Genomic DNA, 23,970 nt, shown 5'->3' with positions numbered 1-23,970 from the left:
CAGTTGGTTGCGTGGATGGGGCTCATGCCGGGCCCGCTCCGGCCCGGCGGGACCGCAGGCGGTCCAGCGCGACAGCGACGACGATGACCGCGCCCTGGATGATCTGCTGGTAGAACGAGGACACGTCGAGCAGTGTCATCCCGTTGACCAGCACACCCATGATGGCGGCACCGAGGAAGGTGCCGGTCAGTGAGCCGCGCCCGCCCATCAGCGACGTGCCGCCGAGCACCACGGCCGCGATGGCGGACAGCTCGTATCCGGTGCCCAGGTCGGGCACCGAGCTCTGCAAGCGGGCCGAAGCGATCACCCCGCCGATCGCCGCGCACAGCCCGGACAGGACGTAGACCCACACGAGCACGCGCCGGACCGGGATGCCGGCCAGCCGCGCGGCCTCGGGGTTGCCGCCCACCGCGAACACCCACCGCCCGAACACCGTCCGGTTGAGCAGGTAACCGCCGATCGCGAACACCGCGATCATGACCAGTACCGGCGTCGGGACGCCCAGCACCACCCCGCTGCCCACCGCCGCGTAACCGAGGTCGGTGGAGAACAGCGTGGTTCCGCCGGTGCCCACGTAGGTCACACCGCGCAGGTAGGTGAGCGCGGCCAGCGTCACGATGAACGGCGCCAGCCCGAGACCGGCCACGAGCACACCGTTGACGAGGCCCACGGCCACGCCGGCGGCGAGGGCGGCCGGGAGCGCCACCAGCGCGGTGACACCGTGCAACGACAGCGAAACCGCCACGAACGCGGTGACACCCACGGCCGAGCCGACCGACAGGTCGATGCCCGCGGTGATGATGACGAACGTCAGGCCGGCCCCGAGGACCGCGGTGACGGCGATCTGCCGGGCGATGTCGAGCAGGTTGGGTACGGTGAAGAAGTAGGGCGCCGCGATCGCGAACACGATGACGAGCACGAGCAACGCGGACAGCACGCCGAGCCAGTCGGCCACGCTCCCCGGCCGGCGCAGCCTCCGCCGCGGGTCCTGCCGGTCCGGTGGGGCTGCTTCGATCACTGACGTCGTTTCCATCTGATCACCTCTGTGTGAGTTCGGCGGGCACGCTCGCCGAGCCGGTCGCGTGCCGGATGACCTCTTCCTCCGTCATCGCCGCGCCGGTCAGTTCGGCGACGATCGCCCGCCCGCTCATCACCAGCACGCGGTCGGCGAGCCCGAGAACCTCGGGCAGTTCGGAGGAGATGAGCACGACGGCGACACCGCGGGCGGCGACTTCGTTGACCAGGGCGTAGATGTCGGCCTTCGCGCCGATGTCGACGCCGCGCGTCGGCTCGTCGAGGATGAGCACCGCGGGACCGCGGGCGAGGCAGCGGGCGAGCAGGACCTTCTGCTGGTTGCCGCCGGACAGTTCCGCGACGCGCTGGTCCAGACCGGCCGCCTTGATCCGCATCCGGTCGGCGTAGGAGCGCGCGGCGGCCCGCCGCGCCCCCGCCGACGTCCGCCCCAGCGGACGCCGGCCGAGCGGGGTGCCGGTGCAGACGTTGTCCGCCACCGACATCGCGGGGAACAGGCCCTGGGTCTTGCGGCTCTCCGGCAGCATCACGATCCCCGACGCCGCGGCGGAGGCCGGGTGACGGAGATCGACCGGCCGGCCGTCCACCGTGACAGCGCCCCCGTCGCTGCGGTCGAAACCGGCGATCAGCCGGCACAGCTCGCTGCGGCCGGCACCGACGATGCCCGCCAGCCCGACGACCTCCCCGGCCCGCACCTCGAACGAGGACTCCCGCACGGTGCGCGAGCTGATCCGCTCCACCCGCAGGCGCACCTGCGCGGAGGGGCGGCGCTCACCGTGCTGGTACAGGTTCTCGACGGGCCGGCCGACCATGGAGGTCACGATCCGGTCCTCGGTCATCGCGGCGCGGGACATGGTGTCGGCGACGCGGCCGTCACGCAGGACGGTGACGCGGTCGGCGATCCGGTCGATCTCGGCCATCCGGTGACTGATGTAGAGCAGTCCGAGGCCCGCGTCGCGCAGTTCCGCGACGATCCCCAGCAGCGCCCGGGCCTCCTCGTCGGACAGGGCGGCCGTGGGCTCGTCGAGCACCAGCACCCGTGGACGGTCGGCCAGGGCACGTGCGATCTCGACCAGCTGCTGCTGCCCGGTGTTGAGGTCGGCCACCCGCGTGTCCGGGTCGAGCGCCGCGCCGACCCGCGCCAGCGCGGCGGCCGCGCGCGCCCGGGCCTGGCGCCGGTCGAACCGCCCGCCGCGGCGGCGCGGCTCCCGGCCCAGGACGATGTTCTCGGCGATCGTGCGGTCCGGCACCAGGCTCAGTTCCTGGTGGACGACGGTGAGCCCGCGCCCGCGGGCGTCCCCCGGGCCGGAGAAGGTCACCGGCACGCCGTCGACCAGGACACGGCCACCGTCGGGGGCGTGAATCCCGGTCAGCACCTTGATCAGCGTCGACTTGCCCGCCCCGTTCTCCCCGGCCAGCACGTGCACCTCGCCCGGCACGAGGCCGAGGGAGACACCGCGCAGCACCGGGTTGCCCGCGAACGACTTGGTGACGCCGTCCAGCCGCACCACGGCTGTGTCGGTTGGTCCGCTTGCGTCGGCTGTGCCGGTCGTACCCGCTGCGATTTCCTCGCGTGCCATGTCAGCCCCAGCTCGGGTAGGAGCCGAGGGTCTGCGGCGTGACCAGCACGGTGGGGATCAGCACCGGCGCCGACGGAGCCTGTTCCTTGCGCGCCAGGCGCGTCGCCAGGTCCAGCCCGGTGCGGCCCAGTTTCGCCGGGTCCTGCCCGGAGGTGCCGATGATCAGGCCGTCACCGAACAGGTCGGTGAGCTGGCGGGCACCGTCCACACCGGCGATCTTCACGCGGACACCCTTCTGCTGCGCGGCGAGCGCGATGCCGATCGCGGTCGGGTCGTTGACCCCGAAGAACCCGGCGACGTCGGGATGGGCCGTGAGGATGTTGCTCGCCACGGTCATGCTCTTGTCCCGGGTCAGGTCGGCGCGCTGGGTGGCGACGACTTCGATCCCGGGAGCCTGGGCGAGGGCCTGCCGGCACCCGGTCATGCGGTCGGCGATGGCGGACACCGCCGACCCGTCCACGATCGCGATCTTCGCCCGGCCGCCGAGCTGCTCGGCGAGGTAGCCGCACGCGTCGCGGCCCGCCTGGACGTTGTCGCTGGCGACGGTGGCGTCCGCGCCCGCGGCCGCGACGTCGATGGCCACCACCGGGATGCCCGCCTGCTTGGCCCGCAGTACCGCGGGACCGATCCCGTCGGAATCGACCGCGTCGACCACGATCGAGCTGACGCGCTGGCGGATGAAGGTGTCGATCTGGTTGCTCTGGGTGGCCACGTCGGCGTTGGCGTACTGGACGGAGACCCGCACCCCCGGTCCGGCCGCCGCCTCGATCGCCTTGCCCTCGGCGAGGAAGAACGGGTTGGACGCGGCGTTGAGCGTGACGCCGACAGTGCGGTCACCGCCGGCGGAACCGGCACCGGACGCGCACCCGGCGAGCGTGGCGAGGACCGTGAGGCCGGCCGCGACCAGGGCGCCGGCGCGGCGCAGCGGCCGGCGCACGGGCAGCGTGCGAGGAATCATCATTGATTTTCCTTGTCTGTTCGGGGACCGGGCCGGGCACCCGGCCTGCGGTGGGGTCACACGACCGGCGTCACGCCGCCGTCGATGCAGAAGTTGGCGCCGGTCACGAAGGCGGCGCGGTCGGAAGCCAGGAAGGTCACCATCGCGGCGACCTCGTCCACGGTGCCGAGCCGGCCGAGCGGGATCCCGTTCAGCTCGACGTACCGCTGCAAGGCCGTCTCCCGGTCCACACCGAACTCCTCGGCGAGACTGTCCGCGATACCACCGGGACGGTCGTAGATGGGTGACCGCACGAACGCGGGTGAGACCACAGTGGACCGGATGCCGTAGGGCGCGAACTCGGCGGCGAGCACCTTCGACAGCATCAGCACGGCGGCCTTGGACACGCTGTAGTCGGGCAGCCGGGGGTTGGGCATGCGCGCCGCCTCCGAGGCGATGTGGATGAGCACGCCCGAACCGGCGTCGCGCATCACCGCCAGTGCGGCGCGGGCCGCCCGGACGTAGCCCATGAGGTTGAGCTCGAGCGTCGACGCCCAGTCGGCGTCGGTGATGCCGAGGAACCCCTCCCGCACCGGGGCGATCCCGGCGTTGTTCACCAGCACGTCGACGCGGCCGAATCCGTCGAGCGCGGCCGCGATCATCGCCTCGGCGCCGGCGGACGTGCGCAGGTCGGCGGGAACGGCGCGCAACCGGTCCGGGCCGGCGAGTTCGCCGAGCTGCCCGGTCTGCACGTCGGCGCCCACGACGCGGGCGCCCGCGTCCAGCGCGTGCCGGGCGCAGGCGAGCCCGATGCCGCCGCCAGCACCGGTGATGACCACGACCCGACCGGACAGGTCACCGTTGACCATGAATGGCCTCCCTCAACCGTCAGGGACCGGGGCTGCACGCCCCACGTTGGGAGACACATTCTCATACAAAGGACGTCTCGTCTAGTGGGTGAGAATTTCAGCCTGCGCGCGGCCGGAGTGCCGAGTCAGTCGAACCGCGCGATGTTCTTGCCGGCGAGCTCGGAGCCCAGGGCGCGGGACACCTCCTGCCCCGCGTCGAGCAACAGGTCCCGCCAGCGGGAGAAGTCCTCGCCGAGGATCGACTCGCGCACGCCGCTGATCGACACCGCGGCGCGGACCTCGCCCCGGTAGTCCACGACCGGCACCCCGATCGCGGCCACGCCGATCGTCACGTCCTGGTCGCTGACCGCGAAGCCGTCCGCACGAGCCTGGCGCAGCACCTTGCGGAGCGCGGCCGGCTCGGAGGGAGTGGATGCGGTGAACCGCGACAACGGCACGTTCCGTTCCAGGTAGGCCTCCCATTCGGTCTCCGGCGCGAAGGCCAGCAGGGCACGGGAGGCGGCGCCCGCGTGCAACGGCAGGGAACCGCCCAGCTGCAGGGCCAGCGACTGCACCCGTTTGCCGGCGAGCCGCTCGATGCACACGGCGGCATCGCCCCGCCGGACGCAGAGGAAGACGGTCTCGCCGGTCAGATCGTGCAACCGCTCCAGCACCGGTTGCGCGAACTCGCGCTCGTCGAACCTCGCGACCACCGCCGTGCCCAGGGTGAGCAGCTTGACCCCCAGCCGGAACTGCCCCCGCCGCGATCCCTGCTCCACCAGGCGCTCGGCCTGCAGGCTGGACAGCAGCCGGTAGACCGAGCTGCGCGGCTCCCCCAGCGCCTCGGCGAGCTCAGCCGCTGTCGCCTCTCCCTGCGCGAGGTGGTCGAGCACCTGAGCCACCTTGCGCACCAGCATCACGCTTCCGTCATTTGCCACCTCGGGATGTTACCGCTGTGCGGACAAGACGACCAACAGAAAAGATTCTCGTTGTATGGACAGGTTGACCGTTAGGCGGTACTTTGCGCTCTCATGACAGTCGTCAAACACGATCCGCAGCGCGACCTCGCGGACCTCATCGACACGATCAGCGAGCGCGCGCTGTTCGCCCGCCTGGAAACGGTCCGGCTGATCTCCATCGCCAAGACCGGTCACTACGCCTCCGGTTTCTCGTGCGCCGAGATCCTCGCGACGCTCTACTACGGCGTGATGCGGCTGCGCCGCGGCGAGCCGGACTGGCCCGAGCGGGACCGCTTCCTGTTCGGCAAGGGACACGCCGCGGCGACGCTGTACCCGCTCCTGGCCGACTGGGGGTTCTTCGACCCCCGTGAGCTGGACGAGTACACCCGGCTGGGCAACGCCTTCGGCGACCACCCGGACATGACCCGGATCCCCGGCATCGACTTCAGCAGCGGCTCCCTCGGCCACGCGCTCTCCACCGGCACCGGGATCGCCCTGGGCACCCGGATGCGGGGCTACGACTCGAACGTCTTCGTCCTCCTCGGCGACGGCGAGCTGCACGAGGGCCAGATCTGGGAGGCGGCGCTCGGGGCGGCCCACCACCAGGTGTCGAACCTGATCGCGATCGTGGACCGCAACGACCACTCGCTAGACGGCCGGATCGACACCGTCACCGGAATCGAACCGCTCGAGGACAAGTGGCGCGCCTTCGGCTGGCAGGCGCACCGGGTCGACGGGCACGACGTGGCCGCCCTGCTCGCGCTCCTGCGCAGCGTCGTGGCCGACACCGCCCGCACGTCTCCCGTGGTGATCATCGCCGACACGGTGAAGGGCAAGGGGATCTCGTACATGGAAGCCGAATTCGGCTGGCACCTGGGCTGGCTCGCCGAACAGGACGAACGCAACGCGATCGAGGAACTCCGGAGGGGCCGGTGAGCATCGCACCCGGGCTGCAGCCCGAATCCTGGCACCTGCTGACCCTCCTCGACCGCGCGCCGGGCCTGCACGCCCTGGCCGACACCCTGGCCGACCTGGTGGACGAGGGGCATCCGATCCTCGCCGGCACCGCGGACCTGAAGTACTCCAACGGCCTGGTCCGCTTCCAGGAGCGGCACCCGGACCACTACGTCCAGTTCGGCATCTCCGAACAGCACATGGTGTCCACCGCCGCGGGACTGGCCACCACCGGCTGGCAGCCGCACGTGGCCACCTTCGCCTCGTTCCTGGCGCTGCTGGCATGTGAGCAGATCCGCACGGACGTGGCCTACACCCAGCTCCCGGTCCGGTTGATCGGTCACCACGCCGGCATCACCCTGGGCTACTACGGCACGTCCCACCACGCCACCGAAGACCTCGCCATCACCCGGAGCATCGCGGGCCTGACGGTGATCGCCCCGGCCGACGCGGCGCAGCTGCGGTCCGCGCTGCGGGCGGCCACCGACTGGCCCGGGCCGATCTACTTCCGGATCGGGCGCGGCCAGGACCCCGACGTCTACGACCGCGACGACCGGGGCTTCACGATCGGCCGCGCCATCGAGCACTCGGTGGGCAGCGACCTGACCATCATCGCGACCGGCTCGATGGTGCACCCCGCGCTGTCCGCCGCGGCGACGCTCCAGGCCGAGGGCATCTCCACCGGAGTGCTCGACATGCACACCGTCAAACCGCTCGACGCCGACGCGGTGTCGCGGGCGGCCGCCCGGTCCGGCGTGATCCTCACCGTCGAGGAGCACAGCGTCCTCGGCGGGCTCGGCGGCGCGGTCGCGGAAGTCGTCGCCGGCCACGGCCACGGTGCACGGGTGGTGCGGCACGGGCTGCGCGACGAGTACGCCCTCATCGGGCCGCCGTCCCACCTGTACCGGCACTACGGCCTCGACGCCGACGGGATCGTGCGCGCCGCCCGCACGGCACTGGGCTGAGCGGACCCGACGGCAGCGCCTGCCGCGGCGGCACCGGGTTCGCCGCGGCAGGCGCGGCTGCGGCGCCCAACGTGGCACGGGCTGCTCCAGGGCCGAGCACGGCTGCCAGCCGTAGGCGGTGCAGCCGACCACCGCCCACACGTCTTTCCCCCGCCCGAGGGGTGGCTGCCCCGGTCGAGCGACACCTTGTCGACCGTCCGCAACCCCCGGCCACCCGTCACCGTGTCACCGGGGTCCATGACCACCGGAGGCGCTGGTCACCAGCTCGGTCCCGACCAGCTGCACGGCCACCAGGTGGTCCTCGCCCAGGTCGGCAAGCGCCTCCGCCGCCATCGGCGGAGGCGCACCAGCGGCGGCGGCCGCTCATCCGGCGGCACCCACACGCTCACCCCGTCGCCGCCGGTGTCCTCGCCGTGATGCATGCCCACTCCCGACCCGTCCGGTGTGTTCAAGGCGACTGACCTCGCGGCGTTCCCACGGCGGTATGGGCGATGCCGGTCAGGGGTAGTCCCGGGCGGTGAGCGCACGACGGCGGAATCCGGACCGGCTCGAGTCCTACCGGGCCAAGCGGGACTTCTCGGTGACCGCGGAGCCGGCCGGCTCGGCGACGGCGGAGGCGGCCGGGGGCCGGTTCGTCGTGCAGCGGCACCGCGCCCGCCGCCTGCACTACGACTTCCGGCTCGAGGTGGACGGCGTGCTCGCCAGCTGGGCGGTGCCCAAGGGCCCCACGCTGGACCCGGACGTGCGGCAGCTGGCCGTCCACGTCGAGGACCACCCGCTGGAGTACGCCGACTTCGAAGGCGTGATCCCGAAGGGCCAGTACGGCGGCGGGGACGTGATCGTGTGGGACCGGGGCACCTGGCAACCCGCCGACGGCCTCGACCCGGCCCGGGCGATCGAGGACGGCGAGCTGCACTTCGACCTGCACGGCGAGAAGCTGGCCGGCCGGTTCGCGCTCGTCCGCACCGAGCGGCGGGGCAAGGAACAGTGGCTGCTGATCCACAAGCACGACGAGGCCGCCCAGCCGGGCTGGGATCCCGAGGACCTGCCGCGGTCGGTGAAGTCCGGGCGCACCAACGACGAGGTGGCCGCGGCGCCCGCGGCGATGTGGCGCAGCGACGCGCCGGCCGCCGAGGCCGAGGTGCCGCTGGCTCCCCCGCTCCCGCACTGGGACCCGCCCACGGCCGGGGAGCTCGCCGCGCTCGACCGGATCGGCACCTCCGGCACCTGGTCGCTGGCCGGCCGCCGGCTCAAGCTCACCAACCTCGACAAGGTGCTGTTCCCCGGCAGCGGCGACGAACCCCCGGTGACCAAACGCGACCTCGTCCGCTATTTCGCGCAGATCGCCCCCGTCATGCTGCCCTACCTCGCCGGGCGGCCGGTCAACGCGCACCGCTACCCCGACGGCGTGCACCGGCCCGGCTTCTGGCACAAGGAGGTGCCCGGCCACGCCCCGGCCTGGCTCACCCGCTGGCACAACACCGAGGCCGACGAGGACGAGACCCAGTGCTACCCGGTGCTGGACAGCGTGCCCGCCCTGGTGTGGATGGCCAACTTCGGCGCCGTCGAACTGCACCCGTGGACCTCGCGGTTGCCCGACGTCCACCAGCCCACCTGGGCGCTGATCGACATCGACCCGGGCCCCACCACCGCGTTCGACGACGTGCTCACGCTGGCCCGGCTCTACCGCACCGCGCTGGACCACCTCGGCCTGGCCGGCATGCCCAAGGTCACCGGGCAGCGCGGCATCCAGATCTGGGTGCCCGTCGCGGCAGGTTACAGCTTCGCCGACACCCGCGCCTGGGTGGAGAAACTGTCCCGCGTCGTCGGCCGCGTCCTGCCCGACCTGGTCAGCTGGCGGTGGTACAAGAAGGAGCGCGAGGGCCGCGCCCGCCTCGACTACACCCAGAACGCCATCAACAAGACCCTGGTCGCCCCGTTCAGCCCGCGCCCGGCCCCCGGCGCGCCGGTCTCGGTGCCGGTCACCTGGGACGAACTCGACGACCCGGACCTGCGGCCGGACCGGTGGACGCTGCGCACCGTCCTCGACCGGGTGCACCGCACCGGCGACCCGCTCGCACCGCTCATCGGCCTGCCGCAGCGCCTGCCCGCGCTGTGACCCCGGCCCGGCGCCGGCGACGGTGACCGGTCACAGCGCCAGGTCCGCGGTGAGGACGTGGAACGCGTCCCGCTCCCGCGGCGAGAGCGGGACGCTCAGCCGGTCGCCCGGGTACCCGGCCGGCGGGTGGTCCGGCCGGGGCAGTGCGAACCCGAGGTCGTAGGGCGCGCTGACCGGCACCATCGCGTGGCCGAGGCTGCCGAGCGCGCGGCCGATCGTGCGGAAGAGTCGTGTCACCGTGAACCACCCCAGTGCCGGATGCCGGATAACCTGCCCCGATCGTGCGGGACGGCACCGGGCCGCGGAAAGCGCTCCCACGATGCGGGCACCCCGGTGGGCCACATCGGACAGTGCGGCGAGCACCGCCCGGATGCTGGACGACGGGGTCCCCGGCGCGGGCAACGCCCGCGGGCCGTGGCAGGCCCCCTCGCCCGTGTCGATCAGCGGGTTGACCGCGTGGGCCGCGCACCATCGGCGGGGGCCAGGGCGTGGGCCGCGAGCCGTGCGGTGTGGCCGGGCAGGTGGTTGTGCACGCGGAGCTCGATCAGGTCCCGCCAGGGCACCATCTGTTCGGGAAGGGAGTGCCCGTCGCGCGTGCACAAGCGCATGATCACCGGCGTAGCAGCGGCGTGTCCGGGAATGGCCCGGAGCACCGCGCCGAGCTCCTGGGCATGGGCGCGGACCATCGCAACGCGGTCCTGATGACTGGTCGAGGCGGTGAGTTCCGCGAGCGCCCTCGCGTCCATCGCGTCCCGGTTGTCGACGACCGCGGGGCGGCCGTCGAGGACGTCACGGGCCGCGGCGGTGAGGATCGGGTCGCTGAGCGCGAGGTGACTCAGCGTCCAGTCGATGTCCTCCCGCGCCGGTCCCGGGTGAGCGGCCGGGTCCGCGATCGACGCGGCAGCGGTGAGCAGGCTGCGGTAGGCGGCGTCGAATCCGGTGGTGTCCATGGGATCTCCTCGGGTCCGGGCGGAGTCAGTTGCCCGCGTCGGCGGGTGCCTGGCGGCGACCGAGCGCGAGCAGCACGAGCAGGCACAGCACGGCGACGACGGCGGCGAACCAGCTCACGGCGGTGGCGAGACCGACCGCGGTGGCGAGGATGCCGACGCCGAGGACGGGAAACCCGACGCCGGCGTAGAGGATGACGTAGAAGCTGGAGAGCACTTCGCCGCGGCTGCCGTCCGGCGCCGCCTTGTTGACCGCGGTGAGTCCGCCGAGGAACACCAGCCCGTGACCGGTACCGGCGAGCGCGGTAGCGGTCAGCAGAAGGACCAGCGACGGTACACGCCCGACGAGCACCAGCAGACCCAGCCCCAGGGCCAGGATCGGCAGGCCCGCGAGCTGCAGCCGGCGGGACGGGCGTCCGTGGGCGAGGACCTGGACGACCGCCGAGAAGGCCAGCGTCAGAGCGACGGTTCCCCCGCCGAGCAGGAGGTTCGTGCTGTTCGTCAGTGCGGCCACGTAGGCCGGGATGAGGGTGAGGAACAGCCCGATCACGGCGAAGGCCAGGAAACTCGCGGTCCCGCTGGTCGCGAACACCGCTCGCATCGTGGGCGGGATCTGCGGCCGGCGCGGCCGCCAGCGCGTCCTCGGTTGCGCAGACGGCATCGAGATGACGGTGACGGCGGCCGGGATCAGCAGCACGATCTCGACGACGAACGGCACCACATCGGGCGCCGGTGCGTACTGGGCGAGCAATCCGGCCAGCACCGGGCCGAGACCCAGTCCGCCGACCGACGCCACGGTCGAGACCAGCGCCGCTTTCCGCGGGTTGCCAGACGGTTCGAGTTCGCTCAGCGCAGCGGTCAACGCCCCGGATGCCGCGCCGACCGCGAGACCCTGCAGGACCCGGGCGGCGAACAGCCACCCCGTGCTGGTGGCGAACACGAAGCCCAGCGACCCCGCAACGGCCAGCACCACCGCAGGCAGCAGAACCCGGCGCCTGCCGAGTGCGTCCGAGAGCGGGCCGGCCACCAGCAGGGACGGGATGAGCACGGCCACGTACACGGCGAAGATCAGCGTGACGACGAACGGCGAGAAGCCGAACTTCGCCTCGTAGCCGCGGTACAGCGGTGTCGGCAGGTTCGTCCCGGTGAGCAGGATCAGCAGGGTGTAGGCCGTGGCCCAGAACCGCCACGCGCTCGGCCGGCCGGTTCGTGAGCCGCGCCCGGACGAGTCTCGCTGGGCCCCTGACCCGGCCGGTGCTCCCAGAAGTGGTGTGTCGTTCGGCATGTCGTACCTCCGCCGTCATGTTCGAGTGACCCGAACATAGCAGATGTTCGCAGGAACCGAACATGTTCGTTAGGATGGACGTCATGGCGAGTCGCACCGCAACCCAGCTCGTGCACCCCGCGCGGGACGAGCTGGAGTTCCCCACCGTGATGACCGCGCTGAGCGATCCGGTCCGGCTGGCGATCGTCGCCCGGCTGGCCACCGTCGAGCCCGAAGGCGAACTGGCCTGCACGACCTTCGCGCTCCCGGTCAGCAAGTCCACGCAGAGCGGCCACTTCCGGACCCTGCGCGAGGCAGGCGTGATCCACCAGCGCGACGAAGGGACCAGGCGGCTGAACCGGCTCCGCCGCGACGATCTCGACGCCCGGTTCCCCGGCCTGCTCGACCTCGTCATCCCGCAGGGACGCGAGATCATGGACAGCTGGACGTGACCGGGACCCGAAGAGCAAACACGGCGCGCTCACCGGCAAACACGGCGCGCTAGCGGGCAAACACGCCCGATTGAGCCGCTCCCGCCGGCGTGTTTGCCGCTCCGCGCGGCGTGTTCGCCGCTCCGGGCGGCGTGTTTGCCGTTGCGGGCGGTGTGTTTGCTGATCGGGGCGGCGTGTTCGCCGTTGCGCGCGGCGTGTTCGCCGATCCGCGGCGTATTTGCCGCTCGGGGCGGTGTGTTTGCCGCTCGGGGCGGTGTGTTCGCCGCTCGGGGCGGCGTGTTTGCCGTTGCGGGCGGTGTGTTTGCTGCTGCGGGCGGTGGGGTGGGTCAGCGGGGCGCGACGGCGCGGGCCAGGACCGTGAGGATCACACCGAGCAGGACGAGCGCGCCGCCGAAGACGATCCCCCGCGCGGGGCTCGTGCCGGTGCTCGCGAGCGCACGGGACTCCGCGGGCGCCAGGCTGCTGTCCGGCGCGGCACCGGGGTCGACGCGCGCGACGAGCTCCTCGGCGTGGTGGCCGTCCCGCAGGGACGCCGGCGGGGTCCCGCCACGGCCGCCCGCCCAGACCAGTCCGCTGATCGGTTCCGCCGGCTGCTCCGCACCGGCGGACGGCGGGACGACCGCCGCGGTGCCCGGCGGGGCTGCGGACACCGAAGTGGCGGTGGTTTCCGTCCGCGTCGTGGCGTCGGCCCACGCGCTGCTGCTCGCCGCGCCGGAGTGCGGTGGCGCGGCGGTGGTCGTCGTGGTGGGCGGCACCGTGGTTGTGGTCGGCACCCGGGTTGTGGGCGGCACCGGGGTTGTGGTCGGCACAGTCGTCGTGCGCGGGGTTGTTGTGGTGGTCGGGGTGGTGGTCTTGGGCGCGGTGGTCGTGGTGGGCGGCGCGGGGGCCGGGTCCACGGCGCCGCGGGCCGGGTCGCCGCCGGCGAGCTTGATCAGCTGGTCCATCGAGCCGTTGAAGGTGTCCTGGTCGCCGGGCAGCGCACCGGAATCCGAGTACTGCCACATGGTGTAGTACCGCCAGCCGCTGGGCAGCGCGCCCGGGCTGCTGGCGTAGCGGGCGATGAACAGCGGATGCGTGTCCCCGAACGCCGCGGAGTCACCGGTGCAGGTCTTCCACCAGTCGGTGGTGGTGTAGAGCATGGGCCACCGGCTGGTGCGGGCGTGCACCTGCGCCGAGAACGACCGGATCCACTCGACCATCCCGTCCCGGGAGAGCCCGTAGCAGACCGGGCCGTACGGGTTGTACTCGATGTCCAGCATCGGCGGCAGGGTCCTGCCGTCCGGGGACCAGGCGCCGCCGTGCGCCACGAAGAAGTCCGCCTGGGCGGGACCGCCGGAGATGTCCGGCCGCGCGAAGTGGTAGGCGCCGCGGATCATCCCGACCTGGTAGGACCCGTTGTACTGCTGCGCGAAGTACGGGTTGCGGTACCCGGTGCCCTCGGTGGCCTTCACGTAGGCGAAGCGGGCACCCGCGGCCCAGGCCGCCGGCCAGTTCACCTCGCCCTGGTGTCCGGACACGTCCATCCCCGGCACCGGCGCGGGCTCCGCGGACGCCTGCGGCGCGGCGCACAGGACCAGCACGACCAGCCCCACGAACAACCGCGTCACGATCCGCCCCACCGCAGCCACCCCCTCCAGCACCAGCGCAGTGTGCGTGACATGCGTGACGCATGTAAACGGACGGTTCTGGTGTGGCAGGTGTTACACAAGAGGTTTTCGCAGCTCACGCGGGGTCCGGCCGTGCCGGGCACGGCGCGGACTCACCCGCACAGGGGGTGTCGCGGCGCGGCACCGAGGTTCTCAACCGACAGGTTGACAACACCGGTGGCGGCTCCTACGGTGGTTCTCAACCAAGTAGTTGAGGAAGCAGGGTGAACGAGAACACCGAGCAGCTGAACCGGGTGTTCGCGGCACTGGCCGACCCGACCCGGCGGGACCTGGTCGCCCGGCTCGCCGCGGCGGACGCGACCGTGGGCGAGCTCGCCGAGCCGTACGCCATGAGCCTCCAGGCGATCTCCAAACACGTAAAGGTGCTGGAGGAAGCCGGGCTGGTGACACGCAGCAAGGTCGCCCAGCGGCGGCCCGTCCACCTGGACGCGGAGGTGCTCGACCTGATGACGAAGTGGATCGAGCGTTACCGGCGCACGGCCGAGGAACGCTACCGGCGCCTGGACGACCTGCTGGACCGCATGACCGAGGACCATCGACACACACGCGAGGACGCATCATGACCACACAACAGCGGGAAACCCGGATCGTGGCGGCCGAGAAGGTCCCCACCATCGAGATCATCCGCGAGTTCGACGCGCCACCCGAGCAGGTGTTCCGCGCCCACGTCGACCCCGAGCTCTACGCGCAGTGGGTCGGCCCGCGCTCGCTCACCACGCGGATCACCCAGTGGGACGCCCGCACCGGGGGCGCGTGGGCGTTCGCCAACGACCGCGACGGCGAGGAGATCGCCGCGTTCTTCGGCAGCTTCCACGAGGTGCGCCCGCACGAGCGGATCGTGTGGACGTTCACCTACGCCGGCGAGCCGGACGGAGTCGCACTGGAGACGGTGACGTTCGAGACGCTCGACGGCGGCCGTACCCGGCTGCGGGTGCTCAGCGTGGTGCAGGACTTCGAAACCCGGGACGGCATGCTGGCCAGCGGCATGGAGACCGGGGTCACCGAGGGCTACGACAAGCTCGACGAGCTGCTCGCGAAGGGTGCCTGAGATGACGCCGAACAGTCCCGCCGAGCAGCACGCGCACGACGCGGGCCGGTTCACCGAGCTGGTCGAGTCCGCCTCGGCCGGCGACTGGGCGCGGCCCGCCCCGGTGGCGGGGTGGACCGCGCTCGACGTGGTGAAGCACCTGGTCGAGTGGTCCCGGGCCTTCCTCCGGGGAGCCGGGATCGAACTTCCCGCGCTCGACGTCGGGGCCGACCCGCGCGCCGCGTGGAAGCAGCACGCCGCCGACATCCAGGCCATCCTCGACGACCCGGCCGGGCGCGTGCTCAGCAACCCGCACACCGGGGACAAACCGGTGGACCAGGCCGTCGACCAGTTCTACACCGGTGACGTGTGGATGCACACCTGGGACCTGGCCAAGGCGCTCGGCCGCGAACCGGACCTGGGCCAGGAGCGCTGCGCCGCCGCGCTCGAGGCGATGCGGCCGATGGAGGAAATCCTGCGCGGCAGCGGGCAGTTCGGGCCGGCCGTGCCGGTCGCCGAGGATGCGTCCGCACAGGACAAGCTGATCGCCTTCATCGGCCGCGACCCAGGCTGGCAAGCCGGAAACCCGCGCCCCTGACACCACACCGGGACCACGGACACGACTGTCCCGAATGGACGGTCAGCCCGGGTCGCCGGCGGGAGTCGCGGCGACGACGTCGGCCACCGCCGCCACCACCGTCCGGGTCTGGGGGTGCTGGGCCAGCCACAGCGGGAGGGCGAAACCCGTCGGGCCGAACGGGATCCAGCGCCACCCGGGCAGCAGGCGTTCCGCGCTCGGGCGGGTCAGCAGCGCGGCGGCCGCGTCCCCGGCCAGGACGCAGGCGTAGGCGTTTTCGGTGAACCAGGCGAACACCCACTCCGGGTGGATGTCCTGGGCTTCCGCCTCGGCGAGCACCCGGTCGTGCTCGGCGGTCACCTGGTCCCGGCTGTGCGCGAGGATCCGCAGCCCGTCGAGGTCGGCCAGGTCGCAGCGGCGCCGCCGGGCCAGCTCGTGACCGGGCCGCACCGCCAGCCCGAGCTGCTGTTCGAGCACCAGCCGGGCGGCGAACGGCGCCGGCGGCCGCTGGTGGATCAGGCCGAGGTCCAGATGGCCTTCCCGGAGCAACCGCACCTGGTCGACGCTGCTGGCGTCGGTGACCGTCAGCGCCGCACCGGGCACCTCCCGTGCCACCGCGCCGATCACCCGCTCGATCCAGCTCGCGGGCACCCCGGGCGGCAGGCCGACGCGGACCGCCTCGCGGACCGGACCCGCGGAGCGGGCAACTTCCCGGCTGGCGTCGGCGAGGCGCAGCACCAGCCGGGCGTGCTCGTGCAACGCCGTCGCCGCCGGGGTAGGGCTGACGCCGCCGGGGACGCGGTCGAACAGCGGCGTGCCGACGTACCGCTCGAGCTGGTGCAGCTGCCGGGTGAGCGCGGGCTGCGAGATCCGCAGGTGCTCCGCCGCGCGCGAGATCGACCGCCGCTCGAAGATCGCGACGAAGTACCGCAGCTGCCGCAGCTCCATTGCCCCATACCTTTTCGTTATGCCCCGGGTGCCCGAATGATATTGGCCGCATCGCCGCCGCCCATCGTGTACTGGCTCCACCCGAGAGAGAGGCAGGCGATGAGCAACTCCTACGACGTCGTGGTCGTCGGCGGTGGCGCCGGGGGCATCGGCGCCGCGGTGGGCGCCGCGTGGTCCGGGGCGCGGGTGCTGCTGGTGGAGCAGTACCCGTTCCTGGGCGGCGCCGCGACGATCAGTTCGGTCCTGACCTACTGCGGCTTCTTCGACCAGCGCGGCGAGCGCGTCGTGGCCGGGGTCGGCGAGCGGGTGCTGCGGCAGCTGCGCGACCTCGGTGCGTACGAGGAGAAGGTGATGGGCTGGACCGGCAACCGGATCGTCCTGCTGGACACCGAGGCCACCAAGCTCGCCTGCGACACCGTCACCGCCGAAGCCGGGGTCGACGTCCGGCTGCACACCACGCTGATCGGGGCGCGCCGCCGCGACGACGAGGTCACCGAGGTCGAACTGCACCACCGCGGCGGCCGCGAGCACATCACCGCCGCGGCCTTCGTGGACGCCAGCGGCGACGGAGCGCTGCTGGCCGAGGCGGGCGCCGCTGTCCGCGTGGAGCCGGTCGAGCGGCGCCAGACCAGCACACTGGTGTGCCGCTTCGGCGGGGTCACCGAGGACGCCGACCTGTCCCGGGACGGCCTGCGGGCCGCCGTCGCCGCCTACCACCGCGCCACCGGCGCCGACCTCCCCCGCGACTACGGCATCGCCGTCCACCTCCCGCTGACCAGGGAGGTCATCGCGCTGCTGGTCGACGAACAGGCCGACGTGCTCGACGCGGCCGCGTTCAGCCGGCACGAGGCGAGCGCACGCCGCCAGGCGTGGCGCTACCTCGACGCGCTGCGCAAGCACCTGCCCGGCTGGGCCGGGGCGTACCTGATCGAGACCGGCCCGCAGCTGGGCATCCGGGAGGGCAGGCACCTCGCCGGCCGGGACACCGTCACCGGCGCCGACGTGCTCGGCGCGCGCAAGCGGCCGGACACCTCGATCGCCCGCTGCGGCTGGCCGGTCGAAGACCACGCCGGCCCGGGCGTGACCCGCTACGTCCCCATTGCCGGCCGCGGCTGGTACGACGTGCCCTACGACGCGATCCGCTCGGCGGACACGCACAACCTGTGGGGTGTCGGTCGGCTGACCAGCTCCGATGCCGAGGCCTACGCGTCGGTGCGCGTCATGGGCACCGCCTTCGCCACCGGCCACGCGGCCGGCGTGGCCGCGGCGCAGTACGCCGCGGGCACCCGGCACGACGTCTCCGCCATCCGGGCGCAGCTGCTGCGCCAGGATGCGATCCTGTGACCCCCCGTTTCCCGATCGGAGTCTCGACGATGAGTTCCCCCGCGCCCTCCCGCTACCGGTGGGTCGTGCTGCTGCTGTGCTGGGCCAGCTTCACCATGACCTCGGTCGACCGCTCGACCTGGGGCCCCGCCTCCGCCGCGGTCAGCGACTCCTGGCACGTCCCGCTGGCGGCCCTCGGGATCTTCGCCACCTGCTACTACATCGGCTACGTGATCTCCAACGCGGCGGGCGGGTTCCTCACCGACTGGCTGGGCAGCCGCCTCGTGCTCGGCATCAGCCTGCTCGCCGCGGGCACGCTGATGATCGTGTTCGGCTCGACCACCTCCGTCCCGCTCGGCCTCGCCGTACAGGGCCTCGTGGGGCTCTTCGCCGGTGTCGAGTTCTCCGCCGGGATGAAGCTGATCACCACCTGGCTGCCCCCGCGCGAGATCGGCTTGGGCAGCGGCGTCTTCATGACCGCCACCTCGCTCGGCACCGTCATCGCCAACGCCGTGGTGCCGACGTTCGTCCAGCACGCCGGCTGGGGCGCCTCCTACCACCTGTTCGGCGGCGTCACGGTGGTGCTCGCCGTGCTGTGCGTGGCGTTCCTGCGCAACGGCGCCGTCCGCACCGCGGGGACCCGGCGGGCCCTGCCCGACGTGCGTCCGCTGCTGCGGAACAAGGACCTGCTGCTGCTCGGTCTCGCCGGGTTCGGCGGCCTGTGGGGGACCTACGGTTTCGTCACATGGTCCAACACCCTGATGATCAAGGGCAGCCACATCTCGCCGGTGGATGCCGGAGTCGTCGTGGTGATCTTCTCCGGGGTCGCCGTCGCGGTGAAGCCGCTGGTCGGCTGGGTCACCGACCGGCTCGGGCTCGGCATGCGCCTGCCGATCATGGTGATCCTGGTGCTGTTCACCGCGTCCCTGCTGGTGTTCGGCGCGATGCGCAGCTACGGCGCGTTCCTCGCGGTCGCGCCGGTGCTCGGTATCGCCGCCTACGCCTACAGCCCACTGACCGCGGCGATGATCCCCGTCCTGGCCGGTGGGCGGCTCGCCGGATCCGCGGCGGGTGGCGTCAACGCGGTGTGGCAGCTCGGCAGCGTCCTCGTGCCCGCCGCGGTCGGGCCCGTCTTCCACGCCACCGGCTCGTTCTACTCGGCCTTCGCCCTGCTCGCCGCCGGCCCGCTGCTCGGTGCCGCCGCGTTGCTCGGCGTCCGCGACGACCGTCCGCGCAAGACGGCCCGGTCCGCCGGGCCGGTCAGTGCCGCCCGAAGTGGTGGTGCGGTTCCGGACCTCCGCTGATGCCGTGCAGAACCAGCACGAACGCGATCATCGCCAGCGCCACCAGGGTCAGGACCACCGCCGCGTACGCCAGGGTGCGGCGCGTGGCCAGACCACCCTGGCGCATGGCCGCCCAGTCGGCGGCGAGCTGCTGGCGCGCGGCGGCCAGCACGCCGCCCCAGCCGGTGGCGGCGCCGGCCACCGGTGGCAGGTCGGCGACCAGATCGTCCAGTTCGTGCCGGTACCGCGCGGCGTACACCTTCGCCATCCGGTCCTCGACCTCGCCCAGCGACAACCGCCCTTCGCCCGCCGCCTCCTGCAATCGCGCGCCCACGCGGTCGCGTTCGGCGTCCGAGCACCGGACCGCACCGGAGGTCTGCCGTTCCGCGAACTCCCGAGTCGTCGTCATCGTCGTCCCCGTTCCGCTCGGCGTCACCGATACGGTGAGGCTACGGCGTCCGGAGTCGGGCCGCCGTGAAATGCCCGTCGCCCGCCCGCCGGCGGCGATTCCCTCGCCCCTTGAGGGGCTGCCGGGCGCGGGTTATCCTGGCGCCCGCGCCGGGGCCGGCGACGGGGAGGCGCCGTCGGGCCGGACTCGGCCGGGTCGGTTCCGGCTGTGCGGCTTCGCCGTCCCGACGCGACAGTGGGGCCGGGTGCTGCGCGACAGCCGTGCGGGCCCGGACGCCGGGAAGCGGCTGGCGGCTCCCCGGCTGCCGGCGCACCGTCCGTCCACGCTGAGACGCCGGTGCGGAGGGAAACCGTGGACCGATCCATCCTCACCCGCCCCGCACCCGAGCCGGACGCGGAGCTGCACCACGGCCACCAGGCCGCGGACGTGTGGCGACCGGCGACGGCCGGGAAACCGTTGCTGGTGCTCCTCCACGGCGGCTTCTGGCGGCCCGGGTACGACCGCACGCACACCCGCATCCTCTGCCGCGCGCTGCGGGACGCGGGCAGGCCGGTCGTCGCACCCGAGTACCGCCGCACGCCCGGGCGGCCCGGGCACACCATCGCGGACGTCCGGGCCGCGGTGTCGGTCCTGCCGGCACGCCTGTCCGCCACCGCGACCATCCTCATCGGACATTCCGCCGGTGGTCACCTCGCCCTGTGGGCGGCCGCCACCTGTCCGCCGCCCGGGCTGCTGGGCACGCTCGCCCTCGCCCCGGTGGCGGACCTGGCGATGGCGCACGAGGCACGCCTGGACGACGACGCGGTCGTGGACTTCCTCGGCGGCCCGCCCTCAGACCACCGCGACCTGGACCCGCGACTGCTCCACTCCCCCGACACCCCCGTCGTCCTGCTCCACGGCGAGGCCGACACCGTGGTTCCCGCCGCGCTGAGCCGGTCCTACGCGGCGGCCCACCCCGCGGCGGAGCTGGTCACGCTGCCGGGGACCGGGCACTTCGAGCTGATCGACCCGGACAGCGCCGCCTGGCCGGCGGTCCACACGCGACTGGCGGGCCTGTCCCCCTAGCAGCGCGGCGGCCGCGCTACCGCTGCTGCGACAGGTGCCGGCCGTAGGGCACTGCGGCCACGAGCGTCACCCGCACGGTCGCACCGCTGGGCACCGTGTAGGTCCGCGACTCACCCTGGCGGGCACCGGCCACCGCGCGGCCCAGCGGCGAATCGGGCGAGAACACCTCCAGGTCGTCGCTGCCCGCCCCGTCGCGCACGCCGAGCAGGAACGTCTCGGTCACCTCCTCGCCGTCGAACCGCACGGTCAGGACCATGCCGGGTTCGGCGACCCCGTCGTCCGGGGGGATCCACCCGACCACCGCACGACGCAACAGGTCCTCCAGCTCCCCGATCCGCGCCTGCCGCCGGCGCAGCTCCAGGACGCGGTCCGGCTCGTCACCGCCCGCCTCGTCCGCGACCCGAAGCTCGCCGAGCTCGTCGCGCAGCCGCGCGTAGGCTTCCTCGGTCAGCCACACCGCATCGACACGGCCCACCCTGTCCACACTGTCCACACTGTCCCTGGTGTCCACAACAGATCCTCGTTCGTCGGGTGGGGTGGGACGCCGCCGCCGGAGCAGGGTCGCGTTCGCGTCCTCGGCGAACCCGGCCGCGACCCGCAGCAGGACGTCCCGTTCGGTGCGCAGCAGCGCGTTCTCGGCGCGGAGGAACTCCAGCTCCGAGTCCATGGTGGAGTCCACGGCTCACCTCAACGGGTCGAAGGGGCGCAGGGCATCCGGCTGTTTTCCGGTGACGATGTGTTCGGCGAGCAGCTTCCCGGTGACCGGCCCCTGGGTGAGACCCCACATGCCGTGACCGCCCGCGACGAACACGCCCGGTTCCGCGGTCGCGCCGATGATGGGCAGCCCGTCGCTGCTCACCGGCCGCGGCCCCACCCACACATCGGTGCGCGCCGCCCAGTCCACGCCGTCGAAATACGGGGCCGCCGACCGCACGATCGCCCGCACCCGCCGCTCGTCGGCCGGGTCGTCCGGCCCGCGGAACTCCATGGTCCCGGCGACGCGCATCCCGTCCTGGTACGGCGTGCAGGCCACGCGGATGCCCGGCAGGTACACCGGCTGCCGCGGCGGCTCGGCGACCGGAACCGTGAACGAGTACCCGCGCCCGGCCCGCACCGGGACCCGGACCCCCAGCCCACGGGCGAGCGAACCCATCCAGGCTCCGGTCGCGAGCACGGCGACGTTGGCGGAGAAGCTGACGTTCTCCCGCGAGACGACCGTCACCGCGTACCGCTGCGGACGGATCGAGCGGACGTCGAAGCCGGTCCGGATCGTGCCGCCGCGCCGGCGCACCGAGTCGGCCAGCGCCTGGACGAACCGGCCCGGATCCACGTACCGCTGACCGGCCAGCTCCATCCCGGCACCGGCCGCGGCGGACAGCTGCGGCAGGCGGTCGCGGACCTCGGCCCCGGTCAGGACCGTGTGCGCGGCCTCCGCGCCCGCCGCGGTGAACCGCCGGAGCTCGGCCAGCAGGTGCCCGGCCTGCCCTGCCGATCCGAACACGGCCGTGATCGGCGCTTCGACGGTGCCCGCCGCGACACCGCCGCGGGTGAGCGTGTCGAAGGTGTCGAGGCATTCACGGTTGAGCGCCAGGTTGCCGCGCACGACCCGGCGCCACGCGGGCCAGGTGCAGTGGGCGGCGAAGCGCAGCAGGAACGACCACAGCGCCCGGTCGGCGGTCAACGGCACGTGCAGCGGCGCGTCCGGCCGGACCAGCGCGGCCGGCGCGGTGCGCAGCACCGACGGTTCGTTCAGCGGAATCGCGAGCGCCGGGGACAACCACCCGGCGTTGCCCCACGACGCCCCGGCCGCGACGGCGTCGCGGTCCAGCACCGTGACCCGGACGCCGTGCTCCTGCAGGAACCACGCCGTCGACAAGCCCACGATCCCGGCACCGACCACCACCGCGGTGCGCGGACCCGCGTCCTGACCGGCCTCGCTCATGCTCATCCTCCTCGGCAGCCCCTGTTGCCACCGAGCATCGCCGAGTTCCGGGCGGCCGGGCGTGTGGAAACCGGACAATCTCGGCCACGGTGCTTGTAGGATCAGCACAACCCGGTGAGCAGCGTGGGAGCGGGGCGCGGACATGATCAAGCTCGACCGGCTGATCACCATCCTGGGCACCTACGGCGCCCGGCTGCTCGGTCCCGCCGCGGATCGCGAGGCCGAGCTGCGCAGCGTCGCGTTGCACGATCCGGTCCGGCCCGGGTCCGGGGCAGGCGAGGTGTTCCTCGCGGTCGGGGTCCCCACCCTGGCCGACGCCGTCCGCCTGGCCCGGGAGGCCGGGGCCCGGGTGCTCGTCGCGCGCACCACGGAGACCCCGTCGGCCGAACTGCTGCGTGCCGCTGCCGGTGTCGCACTGCTGGTGGTCGAGCCGAGCGTGTCCTGGAGCCAGGTGGCCGGGGTGGTGTACGGCCTGGTGCTGGAGGGCCGGGAAACCGAGTCCGGCCGCGGCCCGGCGGACCTGTCCGCGCTCGCCGACACGATCGCCGCGGCGGTCGGCGGGCCGGTGACCATCGAGGACCAGCTGTCCCGGGTGATGGCGTATTCGAGCCAGCAGCACGAGGCCGACCGGGCACGGCAGGACACCATCCTCGGCCGGCGGGTGCCAGACCGGGTGCGGGCCCTGCTCGAACAGCGGGGCGTGTTCACCCACCTCGCCCGCTCCGACGAGCCGGTGTACGTTCCCGCCTCGGCCGAGCACGGGTTGCAGGGCCGCTCCGTGGTGGCGGTGCGCGCCGGCCGGGAGCTGCTCGGGTCGCTGTGGGTGTCGCGCCGCGCGCCGCTGGACGCCGCCCGGGCACGCATTCTCGCCGACGGGGCGCGCACCGTGGCGCTGCACCTGCTGCGCTGGCGGGTCAGCGCCGATCTGGAACGGCAGGTGGAGTCCGAGCTGGTGATCCAGCTCCTGGAGGGCGACGCGGACGCCGACGCCACCGCCGGGAAGCTGGGCCTGCCGGGCTCGGGCTTGCGGGTCGTCGCGGTGCAGGCCCACGCCGACGCCGAGCGCAACGCCGGCCTGCTGCTCGCCTTCGAGCGCGCCACCACCGGGTTCGGCTGGTCCCGGGTGGGCCGGAGCACCCTGTTCGGCAACACCGTCTACACGGTGCTCCCCGCGGCGGATCCGGCGCCGGCGGTGCGCTGGGTGAGCGGGCTGGTCCAGGGTCTGCCGCGGCACCTGCGGATCGTGGCGGGCATCTCGGGCGAGTGCTCGGTCGCCGACCTGCCCACCGGCCGGCGCGAGTCCGACGAATGCCTCACCCTGGGGCGCGACGGCGCCGTCTGCTACGACGACGCCTGGCCCGAGGTGCTTCTCCAGCGCCTGCGTTCCGCAGCGGCCGCGGGCCGCATCCCCGCCCGCGGCCCGGTGGCCCGCCTGGCCGAGCACGACGCCACGCACGGCACCGAGTTCGTCCCCACGTTGCGCGCCTGGCTGGAATCGCAGGGCGACCTGGCCCGGGCCGCCGCGGCACTGGCGGTGCACCAGAACACGGTGCGCAACCGCCTGCGCCGCATCACCACCGCGGCGCCGGGCCTGGACCTCGCCGACCCGGGTCAGCGCCTCGGCATGCTCATCGCGATGGCCGTGGCGCACCGGCCCGGGTAGTTCACCGGC

At 73.1% G+C, this 23,970-nt stretch carries 24 protein-coding genes; 11 read left to right on the top strand and 13 right to left on the bottom strand.

All coding sequences use genetic code 11. The annotated features are described in order from the left end of the window. Positions 1 to 22 precede the first annotated feature (22 nt). From FHX46_RS14005 to FHX46_RS13985, 5 genes are all read right to left on the bottom strand, one after another. Positions 23 to 1,033 (bottom strand): ABC transporter permease, encoded by a 1,011-nt coding sequence (locus tag FHX46_RS14005; protein ID WP_167114254.1) that lies wholly within the window; start codon positions 1,031 to 1,033, stop codon positions 23 to 25. 4 nt (positions 1,034 to 1,037) lie between these two features. Then, positions 1,038 to 2,543, bottom strand: coding sequence for a sugar ABC transporter ATP-binding protein (locus FHX46_RS14000; protein ID WP_313886132.1), 1,506 nt, complete (start codon positions 2,541 to 2,543; stop codon positions 1,038 to 1,040). Between the two features lie 70 nt (positions 2,544 to 2,613). Next, on the bottom strand, positions 2,614 to 3,573 hold the full coding sequence (locus tag FHX46_RS13995; RefSeq protein ID WP_167114248.1) for a substrate-binding domain-containing protein: 960 nt from the start codon (positions 3,571 to 3,573) through the stop codon (positions 2,614 to 2,616). A 53-nt stretch (positions 3,574 to 3,626) separates the two neighbouring features. Then, positions 3,627 to 4,418 carry an SDR family NAD(P)-dependent oxidoreductase gene (locus FHX46_RS13990; protein ID WP_167114245.1) on the bottom strand — a complete coding sequence of 264 codons (792 nt, stop codon included), beginning with the start codon at positions 4,416 to 4,418 and terminating at the stop codon, positions 3,627 to 3,629. Between the two features lie 125 nt (positions 4,419 to 4,543). Further along, positions 4,544 to 5,335: an IclR family transcriptional regulator gene (locus FHX46_RS13985; RefSeq protein ID WP_167114242.1), complete on the bottom strand. Its 792-nt coding sequence runs from the start codon at positions 5,333 to 5,335 to the stop codon at positions 4,544 to 4,546. Positions 5,336 to 5,428: 93 nt separating this feature from the next. On the opposite strand from FHX46_RS13985, the gene FHX46_RS13980 reads away from it, so the two are divergent. The 3 genes from FHX46_RS13980 to ligD all read left to right on the top strand — a co-directional run bounded on the left by FHX46_RS13980 (position 5,429) and on the right by ligD (position 9,394). Then, positions 5,429 to 6,292: a transketolase gene (locus tag FHX46_RS13980; protein WP_167114238.1), complete on the top strand. Its 864-nt coding sequence runs from the start codon at positions 5,429 to 5,431 to the stop codon at positions 6,290 to 6,292. After that, positions 6,289 to 7,275 (top strand): transketolase family protein, encoded by a 987-nt coding sequence (locus FHX46_RS13975; protein WP_167114234.1) that lies wholly within the window; start codon positions 6,289 to 6,291, stop codon positions 7,273 to 7,275. The genes FHX46_RS13980 and FHX46_RS13975 overlap by 4 nt, the downstream gene beginning before the upstream one ends. Before the next feature lie 517 nt (positions 7,276 to 7,792). Further along, positions 7,793 to 9,394: a non-homologous end-joining DNA ligase gene (gene ligD, locus FHX46_RS13965; protein WP_167114231.1), complete on the top strand. Its 1,602-nt coding sequence runs from the start codon at positions 7,793 to 7,795 to the stop codon at positions 9,392 to 9,394. Between the two features lie 30 nt (positions 9,395 to 9,424). Here ligD and FHX46_RS13960 read toward each other — a convergent pair whose 3' ends face one another. From FHX46_RS13960 to FHX46_RS13950, 3 genes are all read right to left on the bottom strand, one after another. After that, positions 9,425 to 9,631 carry a hypothetical protein gene (locus tag FHX46_RS13960; RefSeq protein ID WP_313886131.1) on the bottom strand — a complete coding sequence of 69 codons (207 nt, stop codon included), beginning with the start codon at positions 9,629 to 9,631 and terminating at the stop codon, positions 9,425 to 9,427. Positions 9,632 to 9,834: 203 nt separating this feature from the next. Next, positions 9,835 to 10,344: a hypothetical protein gene (locus FHX46_RS13955; RefSeq protein ID WP_167114228.1), complete on the bottom strand. Its 510-nt coding sequence runs from the start codon at positions 10,342 to 10,344 to the stop codon at positions 9,835 to 9,837. 25 nt (positions 10,345 to 10,369) lie between these two features. Next, complete coding sequence (locus FHX46_RS13950; RefSeq protein ID WP_167114225.1) at positions 10,370 to 11,626, bottom strand: MFS transporter; 1,257 nt, start codon at positions 11,624 to 11,626, stop codon at positions 10,370 to 10,372. 83 nt (positions 11,627 to 11,709) lie between these two features. Here FHX46_RS13950 and FHX46_RS13945 point away from each other — a divergent pair, with 83 nt between their 5' ends. After that, positions 11,710 to 12,057, top strand: a complete 348-nt coding sequence (locus FHX46_RS13945; protein WP_167114222.1) for an ArsR/SmtB family transcription factor — start codon at positions 11,710 to 11,712, stop codon at positions 12,055 to 12,057. A gap of 326 nt (positions 12,058 to 12,383) precedes the next feature. Here the strand turns inward: FHX46_RS13945 and FHX46_RS29025 are convergent, their stop codons facing one another. Beyond that, complete coding sequence (locus FHX46_RS29025) at positions 12,384 to 13,697, bottom strand: lysozyme (protein WP_313886130.1); 1,314 nt, start codon at positions 13,695 to 13,697, stop codon at positions 12,384 to 12,386. 230 nt (positions 13,698 to 13,927) lie between these two features. On the opposite strand from FHX46_RS29025, the gene FHX46_RS13935 reads away from it, so the two are divergent. From FHX46_RS13935 to FHX46_RS13925, 3 genes are read left to right on the top strand one after another with little or no spacing between them, the layout of a single operon-like run. Beyond that, complete coding sequence (locus FHX46_RS13935; protein ID WP_167114219.1) at positions 13,928 to 14,287, top strand: ArsR/SmtB family transcription factor; 360 nt, start codon at positions 13,928 to 13,930, stop codon at positions 14,285 to 14,287. After that, complete coding sequence (locus FHX46_RS13930) at positions 14,284 to 14,772, top strand: SRPBCC family protein (RefSeq protein ID WP_167114216.1); 489 nt, start codon at positions 14,284 to 14,286, stop codon at positions 14,770 to 14,772. The genes FHX46_RS13935 and FHX46_RS13930 overlap by 4 nt, the downstream gene beginning before the upstream one ends. A 1-nt stretch (position 14,773) precedes the next feature. Continuing rightward, positions 14,774 to 15,349, top strand: coding sequence for a TIGR03086 family metal-binding protein (locus FHX46_RS13925; protein ID WP_167114213.1), 576 nt, complete (start codon positions 14,774 to 14,776; stop codon positions 15,347 to 15,349). Between the two features lie 42 nt (positions 15,350 to 15,391). On the opposite strand, the gene FHX46_RS13920 is transcribed toward FHX46_RS13925, so the two are convergent. Beyond that, positions 15,392 to 16,276 carry a LysR family transcriptional regulator gene (locus tag FHX46_RS13920; RefSeq protein WP_167114210.1) on the bottom strand — a complete coding sequence of 295 codons (885 nt, stop codon included), beginning with the start codon at positions 16,274 to 16,276 and terminating at the stop codon, positions 15,392 to 15,394. A 99-nt stretch (positions 16,277 to 16,375) separates the two neighbouring features. Between FHX46_RS13920 and FHX46_RS13915 the strand changes: the two genes are divergently transcribed. Together FHX46_RS13915 and FHX46_RS13910 are read left to right on the top strand one after the other, a co-directional pair. Continuing rightward, a complete protein-coding gene (locus FHX46_RS13915; protein ID WP_167114207.1) occupies positions 16,376 to 17,620 on the top strand; it encodes an FAD-dependent oxidoreductase in 1,245 nt (414 codons plus the stop codon). A 29-nt stretch (positions 17,621 to 17,649) separates the two neighbouring features. Beyond that, entirely contained in the window at positions 17,650 to 18,903 is a 1,254-nt protein-coding gene (locus FHX46_RS13910; RefSeq protein ID WP_167114204.1) for an MFS transporter, read from the top strand. On the opposite strand, the gene FHX46_RS13905 is transcribed toward FHX46_RS13910, so the two are convergent. Continuing rightward, entirely contained in the window at positions 18,860 to 19,291 is a 432-nt protein-coding gene (locus tag FHX46_RS13905; RefSeq protein WP_167114201.1) for a DUF1707 SHOCT-like domain-containing protein, read from the bottom strand. The two genes, FHX46_RS13910 and FHX46_RS13905, sit on opposite strands and share 44 nt — an antisense overlap. 351 nt (positions 19,292 to 19,642) lie before the next feature. On the opposite strand from FHX46_RS13905, the gene FHX46_RS13900 reads away from it, so the two are divergent. Beyond that, positions 19,643 to 20,356 (top strand): alpha/beta hydrolase, encoded by a 714-nt coding sequence (locus FHX46_RS13900; RefSeq protein ID WP_313886129.1) that lies wholly within the window; start codon positions 19,643 to 19,645, stop codon positions 20,354 to 20,356. A 16-nt stretch (positions 20,357 to 20,372) separates the two neighbouring features. On the opposite strand, the gene FHX46_RS13895 is transcribed toward FHX46_RS13900, so the two are convergent. Both FHX46_RS13895 and FHX46_RS13890 read right to left on the bottom strand, forming a co-directional pair. Next, positions 20,373 to 21,035 (bottom strand): GreA/GreB family elongation factor, encoded by a 663-nt coding sequence (locus FHX46_RS13895; protein ID WP_313886128.1) that lies wholly within the window; start codon positions 21,033 to 21,035, stop codon positions 20,373 to 20,375. A 3-nt stretch (positions 21,036 to 21,038) separates the two neighbouring features. Next, the gene (locus tag FHX46_RS13890; protein WP_167114195.1) at positions 21,039 to 22,298 is read right to left on the bottom strand and encodes an NAD(P)/FAD-dependent oxidoreductase; all 1,260 of its coding nucleotides are present in this window, start codon (positions 22,296 to 22,298) and stop codon (positions 21,039 to 21,041) included. Positions 22,299 to 22,440: 142 nt separating this feature from the next. Between FHX46_RS13890 and FHX46_RS13885 the strand changes: the two genes are divergently transcribed. Then, positions 22,441 to 23,961, top strand: coding sequence for a PucR family transcriptional regulator (locus tag FHX46_RS13885; protein WP_167114192.1), 1,521 nt, complete (start codon positions 22,441 to 22,443; stop codon positions 23,959 to 23,961). Positions 23,962 to 23,970 lie beyond the last annotated feature (9 nt).

Origin of the sequence: Amycolatopsis viridis (genome assembly GCF_011758765.1) — a bacterium.
In the GTDB taxonomy this organism is placed as follows: domain Bacteria; phylum Actinomycetota; class Actinomycetes; order Mycobacteriales; family Pseudonocardiaceae; genus Amycolatopsis_E; species Amycolatopsis_E viridis.
Note: the sequence above shows the minus strand (reverse complement) of the source record. Positions and strands in the feature narration are given on the sequence as shown.